At 47.8% G+C, this 20,377-nt stretch carries 20 protein-coding genes, 1 tRNA gene, 2 rRNA genes and 2 riboswitches (1 of these 25 running past the window's edge); of the genes, 15 read left to right on the top strand and 8 right to left on the bottom strand.

What is annotated here, in order from left to right; all coding sequences use genetic code 11:
* From B9D94_RS28105 to B9D94_RS28055, 11 genes are all read left to right on the top strand, one after another.
* Positions 1-687, top strand: a 23S ribosomal RNA gene (locus tag B9D94_RS28105) (it extends 2,240 nt beyond the left edge of the window).
* A gap of 66 nt (positions 688-753) precedes the next feature.
* Positions 754-870, top strand: a 5S ribosomal RNA gene (gene rrf / locus B9D94_RS28100).
* Positions 871-1,290: 420 nt separating this feature from the next.
* Positions 1,291-2,748 carry an IMP dehydrogenase gene (gene guaB, locus B9D94_RS28095; protein WP_006207461.1) on the top strand — a complete coding sequence of 486 codons (1,458 nt, stop codon included), beginning with the start codon at positions 1,291-1,293 and terminating at the stop codon, positions 2,746-2,748.
* A 153-nt stretch (positions 2,749-2,901) separates the two neighbouring features.
* Positions 2,902-4,320, top strand: a complete 1,419-nt coding sequence (locus B9D94_RS28090; protein ID WP_148248507.1) for a D-alanyl-D-alanine carboxypeptidase family protein — start codon at positions 2,902-2,904, stop codon at positions 4,318-4,320.
* Between the two features lie 159 nt (positions 4,321-4,479).
* The gene (gene pdxS / locus B9D94_RS28085; RefSeq protein WP_006207463.1) at positions 4,480-5,361 is read left to right on the top strand and encodes a pyridoxal 5'-phosphate synthase lyase subunit PdxS; all 882 of its coding nucleotides are present in this window, start codon (positions 4,480-4,482) and stop codon (positions 5,359-5,361) included.
* A 15-nt stretch (positions 5,362-5,376) separates the two neighbouring features.
* Complete coding sequence (gene pdxT / locus B9D94_RS28080) at positions 5,377-5,964, top strand: pyridoxal 5'-phosphate synthase glutaminase subunit PdxT (protein WP_148248506.1); 588 nt, start codon at positions 5,377-5,379, stop codon at positions 5,962-5,964.
* Between the two features lie 187 nt (positions 5,965-6,151).
* Positions 6,152-7,435, top strand: a complete 1,284-nt coding sequence (serS, locus tag B9D94_RS28075) for a serine--tRNA ligase (RefSeq protein ID WP_006207465.1) — start codon at positions 6,152-6,154, stop codon at positions 7,433-7,435.
* A gap of 72 nt (positions 7,436-7,507) precedes the next feature.
* A tRNA-Ser gene (locus B9D94_RS28070) sits at positions 7,508-7,596 on the top strand.
* Between the two features lie 166 nt (positions 7,597-7,762).
* Complete coding sequence (locus B9D94_RS28065; RefSeq protein WP_006207466.1) at positions 7,763-8,104, top strand: hypothetical protein; 342 nt, start codon at positions 7,763-7,765, stop codon at positions 8,102-8,104.
* Between the two features lie 95 nt (positions 8,105-8,199).
* Positions 8,200-8,349, top strand: a complete 150-nt coding sequence (locus B9D94_RS28060) for a hypothetical protein (protein ID WP_006207467.1) — start codon at positions 8,200-8,202, stop codon at positions 8,347-8,349.
* Between the two features lie 306 nt (positions 8,350-8,655).
* Positions 8,656-9,741: a hypothetical protein gene (locus B9D94_RS28055; protein WP_006207469.1), complete on the top strand. Its 1,086-nt coding sequence runs from the start codon at positions 8,656-8,658 to the stop codon at positions 9,739-9,741.
* Between the two features lie 65 nt (positions 9,742-9,806).
* Here B9D94_RS28055 and tadA read toward each other — a convergent pair whose 3' ends face one another.
* A complete protein-coding gene (gene tadA / locus B9D94_RS28050; protein WP_148248505.1) occupies positions 9,807-10,298 on the bottom strand; it encodes a tRNA adenosine(34) deaminase TadA in 492 nt (163 codons plus the stop codon).
* A 352-nt stretch (positions 10,299-10,650) separates the two neighbouring features.
* Here tadA and B9D94_RS28045 point away from each other — a divergent pair, with 352 nt between their 5' ends.
* Both B9D94_RS28045 and rluF read left to right on the top strand, forming a co-directional pair.
* Positions 10,651-12,945, top strand: a complete 2,295-nt coding sequence (locus B9D94_RS28045; protein WP_063478236.1) for an ATP-binding protein — start codon at positions 10,651-10,653, stop codon at positions 12,943-12,945.
* Positions 12,946-12,978: 33 nt separating this feature from the next.
* Entirely contained in the window at positions 12,979-13,680 is a 702-nt protein-coding gene (rluF, locus tag B9D94_RS28040) for a 23S rRNA pseudouridine(2604) synthase RluF (RefSeq protein ID WP_006207471.1), read from the top strand.
* 104 nt (positions 13,681-13,784) lie between these two features.
* Here the strand turns inward: rluF and motB are convergent, their stop codons facing one another.
* Positions 13,785-14,606, bottom strand: coding sequence for a flagellar motor protein MotB (motB, locus tag B9D94_RS28035; protein ID WP_006207472.1), 822 nt, complete (start codon positions 14,604-14,606; stop codon positions 13,785-13,787).
* The gene (motA, locus tag B9D94_RS28030) at positions 14,590-15,390 is read right to left on the bottom strand and encodes a flagellar motor stator protein MotA (protein ID WP_006207473.1); all 801 of its coding nucleotides are present in this window, start codon (positions 15,388-15,390) and stop codon (positions 14,590-14,592) included. The genes motB and motA overlap by 17 nt, the downstream gene beginning before the upstream one ends.
* Positions 15,391-15,581: 191 nt before the next feature.
* Here motA and B9D94_RS28025 point away from each other — a divergent pair, with 191 nt between their 5' ends.
* Both B9D94_RS28025 and B9D94_RS28020 read left to right on the top strand, forming a co-directional pair.
* Entirely contained in the window at positions 15,582-15,875 is a 294-nt protein-coding gene (locus B9D94_RS28025; protein WP_006207474.1) for a hypothetical protein, read from the top strand.
* A 109-nt stretch (positions 15,876-15,984) separates the two neighbouring features.
* Positions 15,985-16,296 carry a 4a-hydroxytetrahydrobiopterin dehydratase gene (locus B9D94_RS28020; protein WP_006207475.1) on the top strand — a complete coding sequence of 104 codons (312 nt, stop codon included), beginning with the start codon at positions 15,985-15,987 and terminating at the stop codon, positions 16,294-16,296.
* A 115-nt stretch (positions 16,297-16,411) separates the two neighbouring features.
* On the opposite strand, the gene B9D94_RS28015 is transcribed toward B9D94_RS28020, so the two are convergent.
* The 5 genes from B9D94_RS28015 to B9D94_RS27995 all read right to left on the bottom strand — a co-directional run bounded on the left by B9D94_RS28015 (position 16,412) and on the right by B9D94_RS27995 (position 20,376).
* Entirely contained in the window at positions 16,412-16,768 is a 357-nt protein-coding gene (locus B9D94_RS28015) for a c-type cytochrome (RefSeq protein WP_006207476.1), read from the bottom strand.
* Between the two features lie 160 nt (positions 16,769-16,928).
* Positions 16,929-17,429: a GNAT family N-acetyltransferase gene (locus tag B9D94_RS28010; RefSeq protein WP_148248504.1), complete on the bottom strand. Its 501-nt coding sequence runs from the start codon at positions 17,427-17,429 to the stop codon at positions 16,929-16,931.
* Between the two features lie 139 nt (positions 17,430-17,568).
* On the bottom strand, positions 17,569-18,042 hold the full coding sequence (locus B9D94_RS28005; protein ID WP_036642931.1) for a C40 family peptidase: 474 nt from the start codon (positions 18,040-18,042) through the stop codon (positions 17,569-17,571).
* A 4-nt stretch (positions 18,043-18,046) separates the two neighbouring features.
* Positions 18,047-18,185, bottom strand: a riboswitch (cyclic di-AMP (ydaO/yuaA leader).
* A gap of 400 nt (positions 18,186-18,585) precedes the next feature.
* Complete coding sequence (locus B9D94_RS28000) at positions 18,586-19,059, bottom strand: C40 family peptidase (protein ID WP_006207479.1); 474 nt, start codon at positions 19,057-19,059, stop codon at positions 18,586-18,588.
* Positions 19,060-19,063: 4 nt separating this feature from the next.
* A riboswitch (cyclic di-AMP (ydaO/yuaA leader) is annotated at positions 19,064-19,202 on the bottom strand.
* A gap of 346 nt (positions 19,203-19,548) precedes the next feature.
* The gene (locus tag B9D94_RS27995) at positions 19,549-20,376 is read right to left on the bottom strand and encodes a hypothetical protein (RefSeq protein WP_063478239.1); all 828 of its coding nucleotides are present in this window, start codon (positions 20,374-20,376) and stop codon (positions 19,549-19,551) included.
* Position 20,377: the final 1 nt, after the last annotated feature.

Raw genomic sequence — 20,377 nt, 5'->3', positions numbered from 1 at the left:
TACCGTGATCCGGTGCGAGGACAGTGTCAGGCGGGCAGTTTGACTGGGGCGGTCGCCTCCTAAAGAGTAACGGAGGCGCCCCAAGGTTCCCTCAGAATGGTTGGAAATCATTCGAAGAGTGCAAAGGCATAAGGGAGCTTGACTGCGAGACCTACAAGTCGAGCAGGGACGAAAGTCGGGCTTAGTGATCCGGTGGTACCGCATGGAAGGGCCATCGCTCAACGGATAAAAGCTACCCTGGGGATAACAGGCTTATCTCCCCCAAGAGTCCACATCGACGGGGAGGTTTGGCACCTCGATGTCGGCTCATCGCATCCTGGGGCTGAAGTAGGTCCCAAGGGTTGGGCTGTTCGCCCATTAAAGCGGTACGCGAGCTGGGTTCAGAACGTCGTGAGACAGTTCGGTCCCTATCTGTCGTGGGCGTAGGAAATTTGAGAGGAGCTGTCCTTAGTACGAGAGGACCGGGATGGACGTACCGCTGGTGCACCAGTTGTTCCGCCAGGAGCATGGCTGGGTAGCTACGTACGGAAGGGATAAGCGCTGAAAGCATCTAAGCGTGAAGCCCCCCTCAAGATGAGATTTCCCAACTAGTAAGACCCCTTGAAGACGACGAGGTAGATAGGTTGGAGGTGGAAGTGCAGCAATGCATGGAGCTGACCAATACTAATCGGTCGAGGGCTTATCCAAAGATATTTCAATGTGTTGCAAATTCGTTTCGTATCTAGTTTTCAGGTGATTAAGCATCTGAAGCCGTTTGGTGGCGATGGCGGAAGGGTTCCACGCGTACCCATACCGAACACGACCGTTAAGCCTTCCAGCGCCGATGGTACTTGGACCGCAGGGTCCCGGGAGAGTAGGACGTCGCCAAGCGAACAACCATAAAGACCGTTATCGAGTAATCGATAACGGTCTTTTCCTATAGTTCAGCTCTTACATTTGTAAATAACAGACTATCCCGTGCTGGCTTGGGTGATACTATGCGACAGGCTGCTGTAATCCCATGGATGATCCGAAGTGATCAGGGAATGGGAGAGAAGGTGTAAACGTGGATAAGTCTCCATTTTATAGAAGAAACTCATTGGTTTTGTCCACTATGAAGAGACAAGGTAACGCGCTGGATGGATACTTGTGACCTCCATAAAAAGGGCCAATTCAATCCTTGACAGCCTATGGGCCCTTTGCTAAGATGGCAATAATATATTTCTGAAAATACATTGAAAATGCCGTCCGGTCCCGCTCTGACAGTAGTTGTAGTCCGCAGGAAGACGACAAAAAGGAGGAATAACCCAGGTGTGGGAAGATAAGTTTAGCAAGGAAGGCTTCACTTTTGACGATGTATTGTTGGTTCCTAGAAAATCCGAGGTGCTTCCAAAAGAAGTGGATGTTAGCACAAAATTGAGCGAGCATGTGAGATTGAACATTCCCCTCATCAGTGCTGGAATGGATACCGTAACGGAAGCTCCTTTGGCAATTGCCATTGCTAGAGAAGGCGGAATCGGCATTATTCATAAAAATATGACCGTTGAACAACAGGCAGAAGAGGTAGATCGGGTTAAACGTTCGGAAAGCGGTGTTATCACGAATCCGTTCTCGCTTCATGCTGATCATCTTGTATCCGATGCAGAGAAACTCATGGGCAAATTCCGGATTTCCGGAGTGCCGATCGTGGATGAGAGCAATAAACTGATCGGGATTTTGACCAACCGTGATTTGCGGTTTGTGCATGACTACAGTACGGTAATCAGTGAAGTGATGACCAGTGAGAACCTGGTAACGGCTCCGGTAGGAACGACGCTTCAGGATGCCGAAATGATCCTGCAAAAGCATAAGATCGAGAAGCTGCCTCTAGTAGATGAAGATAATGTTCTTAAAGGGCTTATTACAATTAAAGACATTGAGAAAGCAATCCAGTTCCCTAGAGCGGCGAAGGATGCACAAGGACGTCTCCTGGTGGGTGCGGCAATCGGGATCTCCAAAGATACATTCGAAAGAGCAGAAGCGCTTGTAAAAGCCGGTGTAGACGTCATTACTGTTGACTCCGCTCACGGACATCACATTAACATCATTGATTCCGTTCGCAAGCTGCGTGAAATTTATCCGGATCTAACCATCATTGCGGGTAATGTAGCTACAGGTGAAGCTACAAGAGATCTTATCGAAGCCGGAGCATCTGTTGTTAAAGTCGGTATCGGACCGGGATCCATTTGTACGACCCGCGTCATTGCTGGTATTGGCGTACCGCAAATCACAGCAATTTATGACTGTGCGACCGTTGCTAAGGAGTACGGCGTGCCAATTATTGCCGATGGCGGTATTAAATACTCCGGAGAAATCACGAAAGCCATCGCAGCCGGGGCAAGTGCCGTCATGCTGGGCAGCATGTTTGCCGGTACGGAGGAAAGCCCGGGCGAAGCTGAGATCTACCAAGGACGTCGTTTCAAGGCGTATCGCGGGATGGGTTCCCTTGCTGCTATGAAACAAGGCAGTAAAGACCGTTACTTCCAGGATGACGACAAGAAATTGGTGCCGGAAGGCATCGAGGGTCGTGTTGCTTACAAAGGGCCTTTGGCCGATACCATTCATCAGTTGATTGGTGGATTGCGTTCCGGCATGGGCTATTGCGGCACGCAAAACCTGGATGAGCTGCGTAATGACACTCAGTTTATCCGTATTTCAGGCGCAGGGCTTCGCGAGAGTCATCCGCATGATATCCAAATCACCAAAGAAGCACCTAACTATTCCTTGTAATACACTGAAGTGAAACAAGGATAGGCAATATATGTCATATATTTCCTGGACAAGCTGGATGAAATTCATCTAGCTTGTCTTTTTTTGATACCCCCCCTATGATAGAATAGAACAAGTTAATGACTTATTGAGAATTAGAGGGGAGTTATTCCATTGATAGACAAGTCTGTAAAGAAGAATAAACGACAACGAATTCAAAGAACGCTGGCATCCTTGATGCTGTTTAATATACTGTGTTTCTCCGCTGCACCGGCGGTTTCATTGGCAGCACCTCATATGCTGGCAACAGCGGATACGACCAATGCTACAGATGATAAAGCAGCAACCGACAAGGCTGCAACGGATAATGCCAAGCCGGATAAAGTTCCATCCATAGATCAGCTTGGATTGGACGTCAGCTCTGCCGTATTGATCGAGCCTTCTACAGGGCAGGTCCTGTTATCGGTTAATGCTGATGAAGCATTGCCGCCGGCCAGCATGACCAAGATGATGACGGAGTACATCGTTGCGGAGAAAGTTAAGCAAGGTGAGCTAGCTTGGGATGAAATGGTCTCGGTAAAAGAGAATGCAGAAAAAACGGTGGGCTCACGGATATTTTTGGCTGAGGGCGACCAACATACAGTCGAAGAGCTCTACATAGCTATGGCTGTAGGTTCAGCTAACGATGCTACGGTAGCACTGGCTGAGCATGTGGCTGGTTCCGAGGAAGAGTTTGTTACCCTGATGAACGACACGGCAAAAAAGATGGGGCTGAAAACGGCATTCTTCATTAACTCTACAGGTCTCAGCCGTGCGGACATGCCCGAGAAATATCGTCCTGCAGAGGACAAGGAAACGGTAATGTCAGCAATGGATACAGCGTTACTGGCCAAATTCATCGTTGAGGATCATCCTGATTTTGCAAGATTCACGGCCATTCAATCCCACAAATTTCGACCGCGCGACACGCATCCAATTATCAACTATAACTGGATGCTTGAAGCCAATAAAGATATCACCAACTTCAAGAAATATGCTTACGAAGGTCTGGACGGATTAAAGACAGGCCATACCAATGCAGCTAAGTATTGCTTCGCGGGTACCGCTGAGCGTGATGGCATGCGTCTGATTAGCGTGGTTATGGGCACAAAATCCGAAGGAGCTCGTTTTGTAGAATCCAAAAAAGTCCTGGATTACGGCTTTGACAACTTCGAAGTGAAGGAAGTTCAAGCTGCTGGGGCAACCGTTGAAGGCTTTGATAGCATTGAGGTGAAGAAGGGTAAAAGCAAGCAAACTGTAGTCGTAACCGATAAAGCAGTCACTTTTGTTGTACCCAAAGGATCGACTGGCAAGAATATTACGTTCGAAGCCAAGCTGGACTCCTCCAGCATGACAGCTCCAGTGGCTAAAGGTACGAAGGTGGGCACGGTGACCTACACCTATAAAATTGAAGGCATGAAGGATGCCCAGACCGAAACGGTGAACTTAATCACGGCGGATGAGGTTGAGAAGGCAGGCTGGTTCAGTTTGTTCCTGCGGGCAATCGGCGATTTTTTTGCGGATTTGTTTGATTCCATCAAAAATCTTTTTTAACAGCTATAAATTCCGAGTAAATGGGTTGTATATTTGATTTTGATGCGGTAAAATATCGAGTTAGATTCATTGCAAGTATGTACCTATATAGGCACAGACCATATCGCCAGGATTGTGTTATGGCGATGAGATACAACATATAATCGGGAGGCTAGGGGCATGGAAACAGGAACATCAACGGTAAAAAGAGGTATGGCGGAAATGCAAAAAGGCGGCGTCATTATGGACGTCATGAATGCGGAACAAGCGAAAATCGCTGAAGCTGCCGGTGCAACGGCAGTTATGGCGCTGGAGCGCGTTCCTTCCGATATTCGCGCTGCTGGGGGAGTGGCACGGATGGCTGACCCAACGATCGTTGAGGAAGTCATGAAGGTTGTATCCATTCCGGTTATGGCCAAAGCTCGTATCGGTCATTATGTCGAAGCGAAAGTGCTGGAGTCTCTTGGTGTGGATTACCTTGATGAGAGTGAAGTTCTGACACCGGCAGATGAAGTGTTCCATATCGATAAATGGGATTTCACGGTACCATTCGTATGCGGAGCGAAGGATCTTGGTGAAGCGCTGCGTCGTATTGGTGAAGGCGCGTCGATGCTTCGTACGAAGGGTGAGCCGGGAACAGGCAATATCGTGGAAGCTGTTCGCCATATGCGTTTGATCAACAGCCAAATCCGTAAAGTTCGTAACATGTCGAAGGACGAGCTGTATGCAGAAGCGAAAAACCTGGGTGTTTCCTATGACCTCCTGAAAGGCATCCATGAGACAGGCAAGCTTCCCGTGGTTAACTTTGCAGCTGGTGGTATAGCAACACCTGCAGATGCCGCATTGATGATGCATTTGGGCGCTGACGGGGTCTTCGTGGGATCCGGTATTTTCAAATCGGACAGCCCTGAGAAATTTGCACGGGCGATCGTAGAAGCGACTACACATTATGATGATTATAAATTGATTGCCGAAGTATCCAAGAATCTGGGTACTCCGATGAAAGGCATCGAGATATCCAAGCTTAGTCCAGCCGAGCGTATGCAGGATCGTGGCTGGTAAGAGAGAAGGGGTAACATGAAGGTCGGAGTACTGGCACTTCAGGGTGCCGTTGCAGAGCATATTCGAAGCATATCCCTTGCCGGTGCAGAGGGCGTTACGATCAAGCGGATAGAGCAGCTTCAGGACGTTGACGGCTTAATCATTCCTGGCGGAGAGAGCACCACCATTGGCAAGCTTATGCGTAAATATGGCTTTATGGATGCAATTACTCAATTCTCAACCCAAGGCAAACCGATATTCGGTACTTGTGCCGGACTGATTGTGCTTGCTGAGCGAATTCAAGGGGATGAAGAGGCGCATTTGAAGCTCATGGACATCACGGTAGCTCGTAACGCATTTGGACGTCAGCGCGAGAGCTTTGAGACCGATCTGGATGTCAAAGGAATCGATGAGAAGGTTCGCGCTGTCTTTATTCGAGCACCGCTGATTCTGGAAGTGGGCGCAGGCGTTGAGGTTCTCTCCACGTATAAGGATGAGATCGTTACAGCCAGACAGAGGCATCTGCTTGCGGCCTCGTATCATCCGGAGCTGACGGACGATTATCGTCTCCATCAATATTTTGTGGAGATGGTCCGCTCGCAGTCCGCAGCCGCACAGAAGTAATAGCTACAGCAGAAGACATCTTGACTCTTAGGCAGTATACAGGAGTCAAGTTGTCTTTTTCGCTGAAATGCAATAAGATGTATCGTATGTAATAGAGGTCATGCAGCCTTGTCCCAAGGCTTTTTGTAGACATAGAGGGCAGCTGCTTCGATATACTGATGGATGTTTTACTTTAGGAGGGTTTCCCGTGTTAGACGTAAAAATATTGCGCAGCGAGTACAGTCGTGTAGAAGAAGCGCTGAAGAATCGTGGTAAATCGCTCGATTTAATTGCGGATTTTCCTAAGCTTGACGCCCGGCGCCGGGAGTTGCTGCAGGAAAGCGAAAGTTTGAAGAACCGCCGCAACACCGTGTCGGCTGAAGTAGCCAGGCTGAAGAAGAATCGTGAGAATGCAGATGAGCTGATTCTGGAGATGCGAGAAGTGTCAGACCGGATTAAAGCGATGGATGAGGAAGTGCGTGAACTGGAAGCGAGTATTTCCGAGCTTACTTTGGCGATTCCGAATATTCCTCACGAGAGTGTGCCGGTAGGCGCCTCGGAGGAGGAGAACGTGGAGATCCGCCGGTGGGCGGAGCCTAATGCCTTCGATTTCGAGCCTAAGGCTCACTGGGAGCTTGCTCAGAATCTGGGTATACTGGATTTTGAAGCAGGTGCGAAGGTGACAGGTTCCCGCTTTACGTTCTACAAAGGTCTGGGTGCTCGCCTGGAGCGTGCCTTAATCAGTTTCATGATGGATCTGCACAGCGACAAACACGGCTATGAAGAAATGCTGCCTCCATATATCGTCAACCGGGACAGCCTGTACGGAACCGGACAGCTTCCTAAATTTGAAGAGGATTTATTCAAGATCAGCGATACGGATTACTATTTGATCCCAACGGCGGAGGTTCCCGTAACGAACTACCATCGTGAAGAAATCCTGAACATCGAGGATCTGCCAAAATACTATGTGGCCTACAGTTCCTGTTTCCGTTCCGAAGCCGGTGCGGCAGGGCGCGACACACGCGGACTCATTCGTCAGCATCAGTTCAATAAGGTGGAGATGGTGAAGATCGTAAATCCGGAAACATCCTTTGATGAGCTTGAGAAGATGACAACGGATGCAGAGCGTGTGCTTCAGCTGCTAAATCTTCCATATCGCGTGATGGCCCTTTGTACAGGGGACATGGGCTTTGGCTCCATGAAGACATATGATTTGGAAGTATGGCTCCCAGAGAGCGGCGTATACCGGGAAATTTCCTCCTGTTCGAATATAGGGGACTTCCAGGCTCGTCGTGCCAATATCCGCTTCCGTCCGGAGCCGAAGAGCAAGCCGGAGTTTGTCCACACCTTGAACGGTTCCGGGCTCGCTGTGGGCCGTACAGTTGCTGCCATTCTGGAGAATTATCAACAGGCAGACGGTTCGGTGATCATTCCAGAAGTGCTTCGTCCTTATATGGGCAACGTCAGTATCATTGAGCAGAAAAAATAGTTGATAAATTATTTTGTCTTGTGGTATAATGATTTTTGCACGTGATTAATTTACGTGTAATCACTGCCACATGGAGAGGTACCGAAGCGGTCATAACGGGGCGGTCTTGAAAACCGTTAGGGGGCAACTCCACATGGGTTCGAATCCCATCCTCTCCGCCATACATAACAAATACAAACCGTTTCCTTAGGGAAACGGTTTTTTTGTATGCTTTTTTTAGCAAGGGCACACCGTTACGCGGCTTGTCCGTAAAGTTCGGCTATGTGGATGGACGCTGTATAAAACAAGGCCCATTATCGCAATTTATAGAGAAGGGGAGGTGTGAACATGAACTCAGAACTGAATGTAGATCAGGCCATGCTGGTCAATGCCTGGCAGGAAAGGCTATCAACGATTCTAAAGCCGGGCGATCGCGCCGAAGTGGCTGCGGACGAAGGGGATGCGAATGCCATCCGTATTCACATCGGTGCGGCAGGGCGCCAAGAGTATTCGTTTGATTTTCAATGCACCTATGTGGATTCAAGGGAAGTGAAGGTAGAGCTGGTCGATGTGGAGCGAGATGGTGCAACGACAGATGAGCGTAACGAGAATATTCAGGGTATGGTAGGTGACTATACACGCCATATTCATGAATGTGCTCAAGCGCTGCAGCAAATCACGCATCACTGATTATATGAATGACATATCCCAGTCCCTTCACTTTACGAAATCAGGACATGATTGCCGAAACCATCGTTGTTATCCACGAAATGGAGGGCTACCAGATGAGCAAGCCAAAGTCGATTCCAGTACCTGAAGCACAAGAGCAGCCGAAAAAGCGCAAGGATCATGACCGTGGCGGTCAGGAGCCGCTGTCAGGCTCACACAGAGCGAAGATCCGTAAGCAGGACGGGCATTTCAACCCGGAAGGCTAAACGGCCTCAGGCGCTAATACAGAAGCGCTAGAAGCAAGAATCGTGAGAACTTCCTGTAATTCGACAGGAGGTTCTTTTTTTCGTTATGAAACCTTTTCATAAATCTTCCGTATTAGTGTGCAAGTGTAATATTCTGGGGCCCCACCTTATTCGCATGTTAAGAAGTTCAAATTTAAGACTCCTGGAAAAAGAAAGGAAATATAAATTTCAGCAAATATTCCAGAAAGTGTTTCTCATTTTAGGTAAATGGTTTATGATTAGAAGGTCTGTTATTTTTTTTGATGTTAGAGGGGAGAGAAAATTTTAATGAACAAGAAGTTTGCAGCTATCATGCTGACACTGCTGCTCACAGTGACGGTTGTGCTATCCGGCTGCGCCAAAAAAGAAGAGCCTAAAGCGGCGATGACCAATGCTGCTACGAATGCCATGAAGATGACGTCGTATGAAATGAAGAGTAAATTTGTCATTGAAGACCTTCAAGTTAACATACCTGCAGTTGAAGGCGACCCAAGTGTAACCCAGGCGATGACAATGCTGAAAAATGCTGAAGTTACGCTGGATGGCATCTATCAAGCGGAGCCTATGCAAACCGAAATGAACATGGGGATCAATCTGAAGGGCGACATGGCCATGTCCATCAACATTGATATGGTAATGACCAATGAGAAGATCTACGTCAAGGTTCCAAGCATTCCGATGCTTCCGTTCCCAGAGGATGTTGTAGGTAAGTACCTCGTGATGGATATGAAAGAGCTTGCTGAGCAATCCGGCGAAACATTTAGTCCGGAGAGCCTGGATACCGAAAAGTCTCAGAAATTCGTGAATGAAATCCTTGAAGCGTTGCTTAGCGAATATGATCAAGCCAAATACTTCAAAGATATCAATGTAAAAGATGCTGCGCTTCCAGAGGGCGTGGATGCGAAACAAGTCGTTCAATTCTTTGTAACCAATGATACGCTTAATGAAGCATTAGACATCCTGGTAAACAAGGTTGCTCCGAAGGTAGTTGATATTGCAGCTAAAGACGAGTACCGTGAATTGCTGGGTCTGACGCAAGAAGATATTGACGCAGCTAAAGCGGAAGTATCTGCTGTGAACCAAGACGAATTCAAAGCGGGCTTGGACGAAATCCAGAAATACCTGAAGATCAATACTTTTAACATCAATACAGCGATCGATAAAAAAGATTTCCCTGCTTATCAAGATGTTGTGTTGAACGTGGATTTCAATGATCCAGAAACCAATGAGAACGTGAAGTTGGCTGTGAAGGGTAGTACCCAATACAACAACATCAACGGAAAACAAGAGTTCAAAATCGGTATTCCAAAAGACGCTGATGTCATCACGATGGAGCAATTTGAGGAATCGATGAGCCAAATGGGCACTTATTAATATCGTTCATCATAGACAACAGAACCCGGCCGTCATGGCCGGGTTTTCTGTTTCTTTACATATGGTCATTTTCCACGCAAACGCCGGAAAAACTGAGTGAGCAGCGAAGCGCACTCTTCCTGGAGTACACCGTCTATGACAGTTGTGCGGTGATTGAAGCGCGGCTCCTGGAGCAAATTCATCAGAGTGCCTGCACAACCAGCTTTGGGGTCACCTGTGCCATAGATGAGCTGCGGAACCCGGGATTGCACGATGGCACCTGCGCACATGGGACAGGGCTCCAGCGTGACGTACAGACGACAGTCCAGCAGTCTCCACGCTCCAAGATGTTGACTTGCCTCACGGATGGCCACCATCTCTGCATGAGCCGTTCCATCATAAGTTGTTTCACGCAAATTGTATCCGCGACCAATAATCTCATCACCACGAACGATGACGGCGCCAATAGGAACTTCACCGAGCTCCTCGGCTTTACGTGCTTCTGCAATGGCTTCTCTCATCCAGTGTTCATGATTAGGATTATCCACAGTCAGTGGGTCTATTGAATTCGGTATCAAACGAAAGACTCCTTTCACATCCAGTCAAAACCCTGTATTTATACCCATTGTTCAACGAACATTTATTCGTTTGTTAACATGATGTGGACAGAATTGTGGATAATTTAAATTTTATGCACAAAGTTATGCACATTATCCACAGATGAGTTGTGTATTTGTGCGCAATCTGTGGATACGTTATTTTTTTCGCCTGGAATGACCTCTTTATTGTAAGGATTCCCTATTTCAATAGCAATGTGATTGTGTAAAAAAGCGTTGTTATGCCTGTCTTTTCAAACGTTCGTGATCAAGGTATCATGAGGATATAGATTCGCAAGTCGTCTATGTGATAGCAGAAAGGTGAAGATGCCACTTGTCGATCAAGACGAAATTATCGATGATCATGTCCATATCGGTATTATTTATTCTTCTGCTCAACATTACGCTGAACTATTACACAACCCAGGAAAATTTGCAGCAGGATAGTGAAACCAAGATGGTAATGGCAGCTACTCAGATTGCCATAACGGTCCAGCAAACCGGGTTTAGTTCTGGATATGTGGATGACATATTCGGCGATATGCTGAAGGTGGCCTCGGTCAATGCGGCCAGAGCATTGGATCCGGATATTAAAAATATAACCAATCGGCAGCTGGAAGAGCTCAGCAAGGAGATCGGCGTCACGCATATTTCATTGCTGGTCCGCACTCAAGATGATATCGTGGTTGCCCGTTCCTCCGCGGAAGAGGAAATCGGTCTTTCGACTAAGAAATGGGGCTATTGGTATACCGCGTTTCAGGAGCTGTTTCAGTATGGTAAAGTCGTATCGGTTACGGAGGGGCAGCACGCCGAACATTTCTGGTCGGGACCGTTTGAGTTCTCCACATCCAATCCGGAATTTATTGATAAATGGGGGTACTATTACGACGGCAAACGCAATTATATCATTGATCCCTACATACGGAATTCGAACATCAAGGATTTTGTGAAAATTACGAGTCCGGATACGGTCGTGGAAGAGACGCTGAAATCCAATCCGCGAATATTGGAAGTGACAGGCATCAACCCTGAAACGTTTGGCAATGAATATATGAGGGAGGATGGAACGGACGACGTACATTATAAGCTTCGCAATCGACCGATAACGTTCGGTACCTATGATTACGGCAGCCTGGATCAGGATATGGAGGCCGTACAGCAGGCTGTTGCTACCCGTGATAATGTCGTATTTGTCAGCACTATTCATGGTAAAAAGGTATTGAAAAGCTTTATCCCCATCGTATCTGAGGATAAACCGACAAGTATTATCAGTGTGGTCATGGATTATGAGGCCATCTCCTCTGTCATGAGGGAGCAGATGATCAGTCTTGTGGCCATCTCGCTGGTTTTACTGGAAATCGTGATTTTTGGAAGTTATATTGTAGCGGGTTATTTTACAAAGCCGATTCAAGCCATATTGGGGACGGTCAACGACGTATCCGACGGTCACTTTGATAGAAGGCTGGAGGTAAGCAGTCGGGATGAGCTGGGCCAGCTTGCAGGCCGAATCAATGCGATGACCCGCAATTTGGGTAACTATACGAGTCAATTGAAGCAGATGGTTGATGAGAATCAGTCCGTTAAGGAATATTTGGAATCCGTCATTAATCAAACGGCGGATGCGATTCATACCACAGATACCTATGAACGTGTGATTAGCGTGAACAAAGCGTTTGAACAATTATATGGTTGGAAGGCGCATGAGGTGGTCGGGCGGAAGCTTGCGTTAGTGCCTCCGGCCAAAGAGGAAGAAGAAAAGGAACGCATCCGGCGGCTGCGGGCCGGGGAACGGCTTTCCCCGGTTGAGACCGTTCGTCTGCGCAAGGATGGCAGTACGATTGAGGTCAGCATCAGCACCTCGCTGGTGCGGGATGAGAATGGTGAGGTTACCTCGATGATTAGTGTGTCCCGGGATGTAACAGAACGCAATCGGATTGAGGAGCTGCTGCGGCGTTCGGAGAAGTTGAATACGGTTGGACAGCTGGCGGCAGGGGTTGCACATGAAATACGGAACCCTCTGACGACCCTTCGCGGATTTCTGCAGCTCCAGCAGCAGACCCATAAAACCAATCCGGATCATATTGATCTGATGCTGTCGGAGCTGGATCGAATCAACCTGATTGTCAGTGAATTCCTGATATTAGCCAAGCCGCAGGCAATTCATTTTCAGGAGAGAGACGTTAGAATTATCATGGGCGATGTCATATCTTTTCTCGATAGCCAGGCCCATCTGTACGGGATCGAGTTCAAATTGACATTTGCTGTAGAACCGACCTTTGTCCACTGTGAGGAGAACCAGCTTAAGCAGGTATTTATCAATTTGCTCAAGAATGCGATTGAAGCGATGCCGGAAGGCGGCAATGTCTGGATCGATCTTAAACGACCTAACGCAGAGCTTGTGCAGATCGACATTCGGGATGAGGGTCAAGGCATCCCGGAAGAACTTATGCCACATCTGGGTGAACCGTTTATTACCAATAAGGAGACCGGTACCGGGCTTGGGTTGATGGTCAGCCAGCGTATCATTCAGGGTCATCGTGGCACGATGGAGATTGAGAGTGAAGTGGGCATAGGCACAAAGGTGAGTATTGTCCTGCCTGCAGTGCAGCGGACTGCAATTGAGGGCTGAGCGGGAAGCAGTTACAGATAAGGGGATGGCATCTTGAGAATTAATAAATTTATCAGTGAAACAGGATATTGCTCGCGTCGTGAAGCGGATAAGCTGGTGGAGAGCGGGAAGGTAACCATTAATGGTGTGGTTGCTGTCTTGGGAAGCCAGGCTGAGGAAGGCGATGATGTCCGTATCCAGGGGCGGCCGCTTCAAGATAAGAAGAAGCATGTATATATTGCACTTTATAAGCCGGTAGGGATAACGAGTACAACCGAACTGCATATTAAGGGCAATATTGTGGATTTTGTGGGGCACAAAGAACGGATTTTTCCGATTGGACGCTTGGATAAGGACTCCGAGGGATTGATTCTGTTAACGAACGATGGGGATATCGTCAATAAAATCCTTCGCTCCGAAGGGAAACATGAGAAAGAATATATTGTCACGGTAGACCGCCCTCTTACAGATACATTCTTGAGAGGGATGTCCAGTGGCGTAAAAATTTTAGGTGAGATGACACTACCTTGCGAGGTCACGAGAATGTCCGAGCGTGTATTCCGAATTATTCTGACAGAGGGGAAAAATCGCCAAATCCGCAGAATGTGCAGCGCCTTTGGTTATGAGGTTCGAAAGCTGCAGCGAATCCGGATTATGAATATCCGTCTTGGAAGCCAGCGCGTCGGCTCGTGGCGCGATCTCAACGAGAAGGAGAGGGAGGAGCTCGGCCGGCTGTTGAACTACAAGCTGGAGTAGTGTGACGGAAGCCGTTTGGCGGTATGCCGCATCTACACAGAACAACCGATGCCCCTGGTGACCAGGTGCATCGGTTGTTTATTGTGTGTTATAGTCTGTAGTGACTAATTTCCGTCGGTTACATCTTCAACGTTGGTAAAGGTTGCACTATCCTGATATTTACGTATAATGGATACCTCAACCCTGCGGTTCTTGGCTCGTCCGGCTTCGGTTTTGTTATCGGCGATCGGATGGTATTCGCCGTAGCCAATCGGCATGAACCGTTTCGGATCAAGCGCAGAGTTGGTCAGCAGTATTTTCATAAACTGCAAAGCTCGATCCGAGCTCAGGTCCCAGTTGGAAGGATACCTGCTGTTGGCGATCGGGACATTATCCGTATGGCCGGATACGATGATTTCATAATCCGGGAACTTGTGCAGCATTTGTGAGATGGCTTTGGCCAGCTTACGGGCCTCAGGCTTCACAACGGCTTCGCCGGAAGGGAACAAGGCGTTGTCCCGTATCGTAATGACGAGCTGGGAGTGATTCAGCTTCGTGCTGAGCTCCGAAGTTAAACCGTTATTTTTAATATAGTTATCAAGCTGCTTCTTCAGTTTCTCCAGGTCCTCTTGTTCTTGGCGCATTAACTCAGCCCGTCTTTGGTCAGGGGTTGTAGCGGGAACGTTAGGGGACGATGCCTTATGATCATTAACGTTCGGCGGATCTTCGCTGGGCAGCGTTTTGCTGTAATCCAGCACGCCGGTACCCCCGGTGAGAGCAACGCTGAAGGCTTCGCTCATCTCTTGAAATTTGCGTGCATCGGTCGCGCTCATGGCGTAAAGCACCAGGAACAAGGCCAGAAGCAATGTCAAAAGGTCTGCATAAGGAAGGAGCCAGGATTCATCGGCATGCTCCTCATGCGGCTCGTGCCTAGTCTTTTTGCTCACTAGCACCAGCCTCCCTCTCACTGAGCTCAGCCCGTTCGGACGGTGTCAGGAACACGGAGAGCTTCTGATTAATTGCGATGGTGGACACACCGGATTGAATGGACAGCAGGCCTTCTACCATCATCAAGCGGATTTCAACTTCGCGTTTGGATAGACGCTTCAGCTTGTTCGCAATGGGATGACAGATGACATAACCGGTGAAGATACCAAGCAGGGTAGCAATAAATGCAGCTCCAATCGCATGGGCAAGTTCTCCCATATCTTCCATATGGGAAAGTGCAGCGATCAGGCCGATAACGGCTCCAAGTACCCCAAGGGATGGTGCATACATACCCGCCTGGGAGAAGATCAAGGCGCCAGAGCGATGGCGTTCCTCGGTGGCATTAATATCTTCCATTAATACATCGCGTACGAATTCCTGATCATTTCCATCGATGATCATACGCATACCGTTACGCAGGAAGGTGTCATCAATCTCATCGACCTTGGTCTCCAGCGCGAGCAGTCCTTCACGGCGTGTGATCGAAGCCCATTCCATAAACAGCTTGATCATGTCCGTTTTGTCCATCAGATTCTGTTTGAGAAAGGTCATCTTGACCAGCTTTGGAATCTTTTTCAGCTCGACTAGTGGAAACCCGATGAATAAGGTTGCTGCCGTGCCGCCAAGAATGATTAGATAGGCTGCCGGATTATACAGAGCGAGAAGGGAGGCGCCTTTCAGAAGCATGCCCACCACTACCGCGACGATACCGATGATTAAGCCTATAATTGTTGAAATTTCCATACCACACCTCATCCGTGAGAAATAAAATAACGAATCCATTCGTCAGAGCGGCTCTCATGGAGAACCGGGCGCCTTTTGTGGGGCGTTATCCTATTTATCGTCAGGTCGGGCTTTTTTTTTTAGTTGTAATTTCCGGTATAATGGAAGGAAGGGAAACGAGGCTAAGTACGGCAAGGAAAGGAGTGATCGAGATGGGCGTTAAGCACGGAAGAGATTACGGCGAAATTCTGGCAGAATTAACGGAAGCAGTTGGGAGAATTTCCGACAGCTATGTCTTCTTTGAAATGGAAGCGGAGGAATGGAACAATCTGGGCGAGGCCGAGAAAACGGAGGTTCATGAGGCGCTGGCAGAGGATTTGTTCTACGCTTTGGGTACCGAACCGGTTATTAGCGTGGGCAGCGGCGTTGTCATGCATGACCAGACCAACCATCGAATACATATTTTGATTGGTGAAGAAGAACTGGCCTTTGTAGCTCTTGTATAATCACGTCAGTTATGAACAGATACAGGGCAGAATAGAATAGATGACAGAATGCCAATACAATGTGTCAGTCGGCTTTACGATAGGTTTTTTTCGGGGAGGAAGATAAAAGATGCTTTATACGCAGCAAGAAGTAGAAGCTCATCTGGAAAAGCTTGAGGGTTGGGAGTTTGAGCAAGGGAGATGGATTGTACGAAAGTATACCTTTTCCTCCTTCATGAAGGGAATCGCTTTTGTTGATGAAGTGGCAGCTATTTCGGAAGCTTTCGGACATCACCCCTACATCACCATAGATTATAAAGTTGTTACGCTGCGTCTTACTTCATGGGATGACGGCGGCATTACGGCTGTGGATATTAAGGAAGCGCAGCAATTTAACGAGGCCTACGAGAAGAGTCGTTCCAAGGACAGCAAGGCGGAGTAATTGAAGCGGGAGACAATGAGGATGTTAGAATCGCCATAGGCCCCAATTAATGTAAAAACACGCTTGCACCGGTAGGTTCTCCGGATATCAAGCGTGTTTTGCGTGTAAGCTGATTTTATTTTTTCTCAGCAAGGTACAGCGCGATGTTTGCGATTTCTTCAGGCTTCAGCTGATCTTTAAAGGAAGGCATTCCTTTACGACCTTTGGTTACAACGTTGAAGATGGCATCCGCATCCATATGTCCGCCTACCTGATTCAGAGCTGGTCCAGCGCCGCCTTGAAGCTGGTCACCGTGACAGCTAATGCAGCTTGCTTTCAGTGTTGCTTCCGCTGCGGCAGCATCGAGAGTCACTTCCGGCATGGTCGGCTTCTCTTCCTGGGCTACCTGTTCCTTACCCGGGAGCGTAAACATCAGCGCGATAGCCAACGCACATGCGACGAAGAACAATCCGCTCATGATCCATTTTTGCATCGTCATTTCGTCCCTTCTATGTATACTGCACTTTTGCACTTGTCTCCATTATAAACCAACATCCCTAGACAGCATAGCCAGTTGTGACAAAAAAAGCAACGATCCAAAGAGGCTTCATAAAAAATACACAAATTTGTGCTTTTTCATATAGACAGAATTACTATTCCTCATTTGCTGGAGGCTCATACACCATACAGTGGAAAATGCCTTTTCCCTGCGGAGTAAGCCGCTCATACGTATCGGTGATGCGAAATCCCGCCCCTTCATAAGCACGGATCGCACGCTCATTCCAGGTCATTACTTCCAGATCAATCTCATCCGTAGGCCTCCTGCGCCTGGCCTCCTGCGTTATGGTCTGCATAAATCGTTTACCCATTCCACGCCCGCACCAATCAGGCCGCATGCCAAGCCCGATCCGTGTCACTTCGTGCATGGGAAACAGCTGGGCAAACCCCCACAGAGAATCCTGGTCATCCAGAATCGAGATATATTGCTGCTGGCGTATGATCGGATCGCCAAATTCCACCTCGAGCCCCTTCATCTGCTCCCAAGGAAGGAAGCCATAGATATCGTAAGGATGGGGATAGGACCAGGTGCATATTTCTTCAGCGTGTTCCTCACGCATGATGACGGCGCGAAATGAAATAGGGGTAACATCCATTGGTAGTTTCCTCCATTCGTATATTATCCATGTACCCTTTATATAAGGGAGCGAGCTGCATGAAAAAGCCCGTCAAAGAGAGGCGAGCTCTCCTTTAACGGGCAGTAGGTCTGTGCACTGGATCGTCAGCCTCTATCATCTAAGATGATGTATCGGCCGATTGTTCATACTTATCATCACTCATGATGCGTTTGGCACCGACGTAACGCTGATCATAGTAATCCTCAGCAAGTCGGTTGATGACGACACCTCGATTCGACGAGGCATGGGCGAACTTGCCATCGCCTACATAAATGCCAACATGGGATATACCGCTCCCCGTTGTATTGAAGAACACCAAATCGCCAGCCCGCAGATCTTTGCGGGTTATGCTTGTCCCCATATCGAATTGAGAGCCGGATTGATGCGGGAGCTTCAGGCCGAGTTTGGCATACACATACATGGTAAAACCGGAGCAGTCAAATCCGCTCGTGGTTGTACCTCCATAACTATATCTTGTACCCAATACCTTATCAATTTCCTGGTCCAGCGCACTATCGGCAAACACGCTGCCAATGCCTGAAGTGAACAGTAACGTAATACTCAGGGCTGCCGCTGATAACGTCTTCTTCAGCATGAAGAGCTCCTTCCGCTGCCTGCGAGGTTAGCTTGAGGGTTCGGTTGAAGGTCCCCTATGATCCCTTGACAGCAAGATCAATTCACCCGTAAATGGTTCCCCCGCTTCCCATATCCATGGGAATTCGGCAATCGTAATCTATGTATTAAAGCACTTACATTAATGACAAAGTTGTTACTGTACCCATTCTATCAGACAGCAAACAAGCTTGGCAATTATTTCTTGATGATTTTCGCTATTATTCAATAGCATCAGCTGTCGAAGTGTCAGGTATAATCAATTATTTTCCAATATGCGTTTAATGAAGGCCGGGAAGGGTATATAAAAGGTAAGGATCTTTATGAAGGGCTGCCAATAATGCTGATGAAGTTGTTTCTGAATTAATAAATTTATATTTTTTTTGAAAAGAGGGAACTTTTTCGTTGTCCCAAACGTTATAGAGGTATACACAGTGAACAAAAGAAAAAAGCCGCTGGGTGAGATCGGCACAATCTCAAAACTCCAGGGCTCTCTTATAAGGATAAATCAATAAAGTTCCAATTAGTTGTAGTTTACAGCTACAGACTTGTACGTGCTTTGACTCATCACTCGCTTAGCGCCCACATAGCGCTGTGCGTAATAGCTTTGGCTTAGCGGACTGACAATGACACCGCGAGAAGATGAGGAATGAGCGAACTTTCCACCCCCAACATAAATACCCACATGAGATACACCTTTACCGGATGTGTTAAAGAACACGAGATCGCCAGCTTTCAAATTGCTCTTGGATACTGCCGTACCTACCTTGTATTGAGCGGTAGATGTTCGTGGCAGGCTGAGACCAAGCTTCTTGTAAACATAGGTGGTGAAGCCGGAGCAGTCAAAACCATTTGTTGTGGTTCCACCTGTTTTATAAGATACACCAATGGCTGGTTTGATTGCGGTATTTAATTTGGAATCGGCGAAAGCGCTTCCGGTCCCTAATGTGAGCGCGAGGGCCAGGCCGAGAGAAACGGCCGTTAACTTCTTTTTCAAAACGAAATGCTCCTTCCAATGCCTGCGAGGTTAGCTTAAGGGTTCGGTTGAAGGTCCCCTATGATCCCTCTCTTGCGAGATCAATTCACCCAAAACGGATCCCCCGCTTCCCAATCGATATGGGAATTCGGCTCCTTAAAATGTTGATGAACCCATTCATTGACGTCTGACGTTCCAACATGATTAACGAAATAACATAGTTCCAGCAAAAGTTACAGTAAAGATGACAAAGTTGTTACTAACATATTCGTTATTTTAGCAGAGTATTAACATTTTGGCAAACGAGGAAAGTGTATATTTAAACAAAAAAACCTGTCCCAGTCATGCTGGAACGGGTTTTTTTGTAATTTCGCGCTCTGAAATTTGTAATATGGAGGATAAATGAAATCCTATTTTCTGTAAAAATGGCAGGGATTAAGATCCATGTCGCTTCCGGTTACAGTTTATTCGCGAGCCTGTCGATCATACTATTGTAACGAAATGTAACTTCTAGGAGTGCTGTGAGGATGATGATTTCCACAGATGATACTGGGAGGAAATTACCCAAATTTGGAAAAGTCCATTTAGAAAATAGGAGGCCTGCTGAATAATTAAACCGATCAGTCCTGCCCAGATGAGTGAGGCAGAGCTAAGGAGCAGAAGTATAACAACGGCGGCACCGCCCACGGTTATGGACAGGAGGACTGCCGTGCCCAGATTGTTGAAGAGAGTTAGAATAGAGCTGATCATACCGGAATCACCGATACGGCCAAACTGCATATAGAGCAGGGATATCCGAATCAGATAGGCATACAGGAACCAGCCTGCCGCATAGGGCAGCGCGTGGAGCAGCAGAGCGGGCTCCTGGATGCCGTTGAGCAGGATCGGGAGAATTTTGGGCACAATCCAGTAGCCGGGAGCAAAGGTGAGGATCAACTCGATCAGATAGAATATCGTCACGGGTTTCCACAGCTTCTGCATCCCCGTGAAGAAGAACAAGCCGCGTTCACCCTGGGCTTCCTGGTGGAGGTTATAGAAGATGCCTGCCCGTATGAGCGGGGTGAGCACCATCCGGATGAGCAGCAATCCAGCCAGAAGCCATCCGTAGGTATGGACCGTATTGCTTAACGTCAGGCTCATCTCTCCCTCGTAGAAGAACAATAGCCGGCTCAGTTCGTTAGGTGCAGAGTCTGGATACCGCATCAGAAGGGGAACGACGGCTGATTTTACAAGTCGGTACAGGCAATATCCCCACAGCAAACGGTATAAGAAGAGCAGAATAGAGACGTATAATTGGTCTTTAACACTGGTCCACCCTTGACCTGCATAAGTTTTCATG

It is taken from the genome of Paenibacillus sp. Cedars (assembly GCF_003184205.1).
Lineage (GTDB): Bacteria > Bacillota > Bacilli > Paenibacillales > Paenibacillaceae > Paenibacillus_AQ > Paenibacillus_AQ glucanolyticus.
The sequence above is the reverse complement of the archived record's forward strand: the minus strand, read 5'-3'. Positions and strand labels throughout refer to the sequence as shown.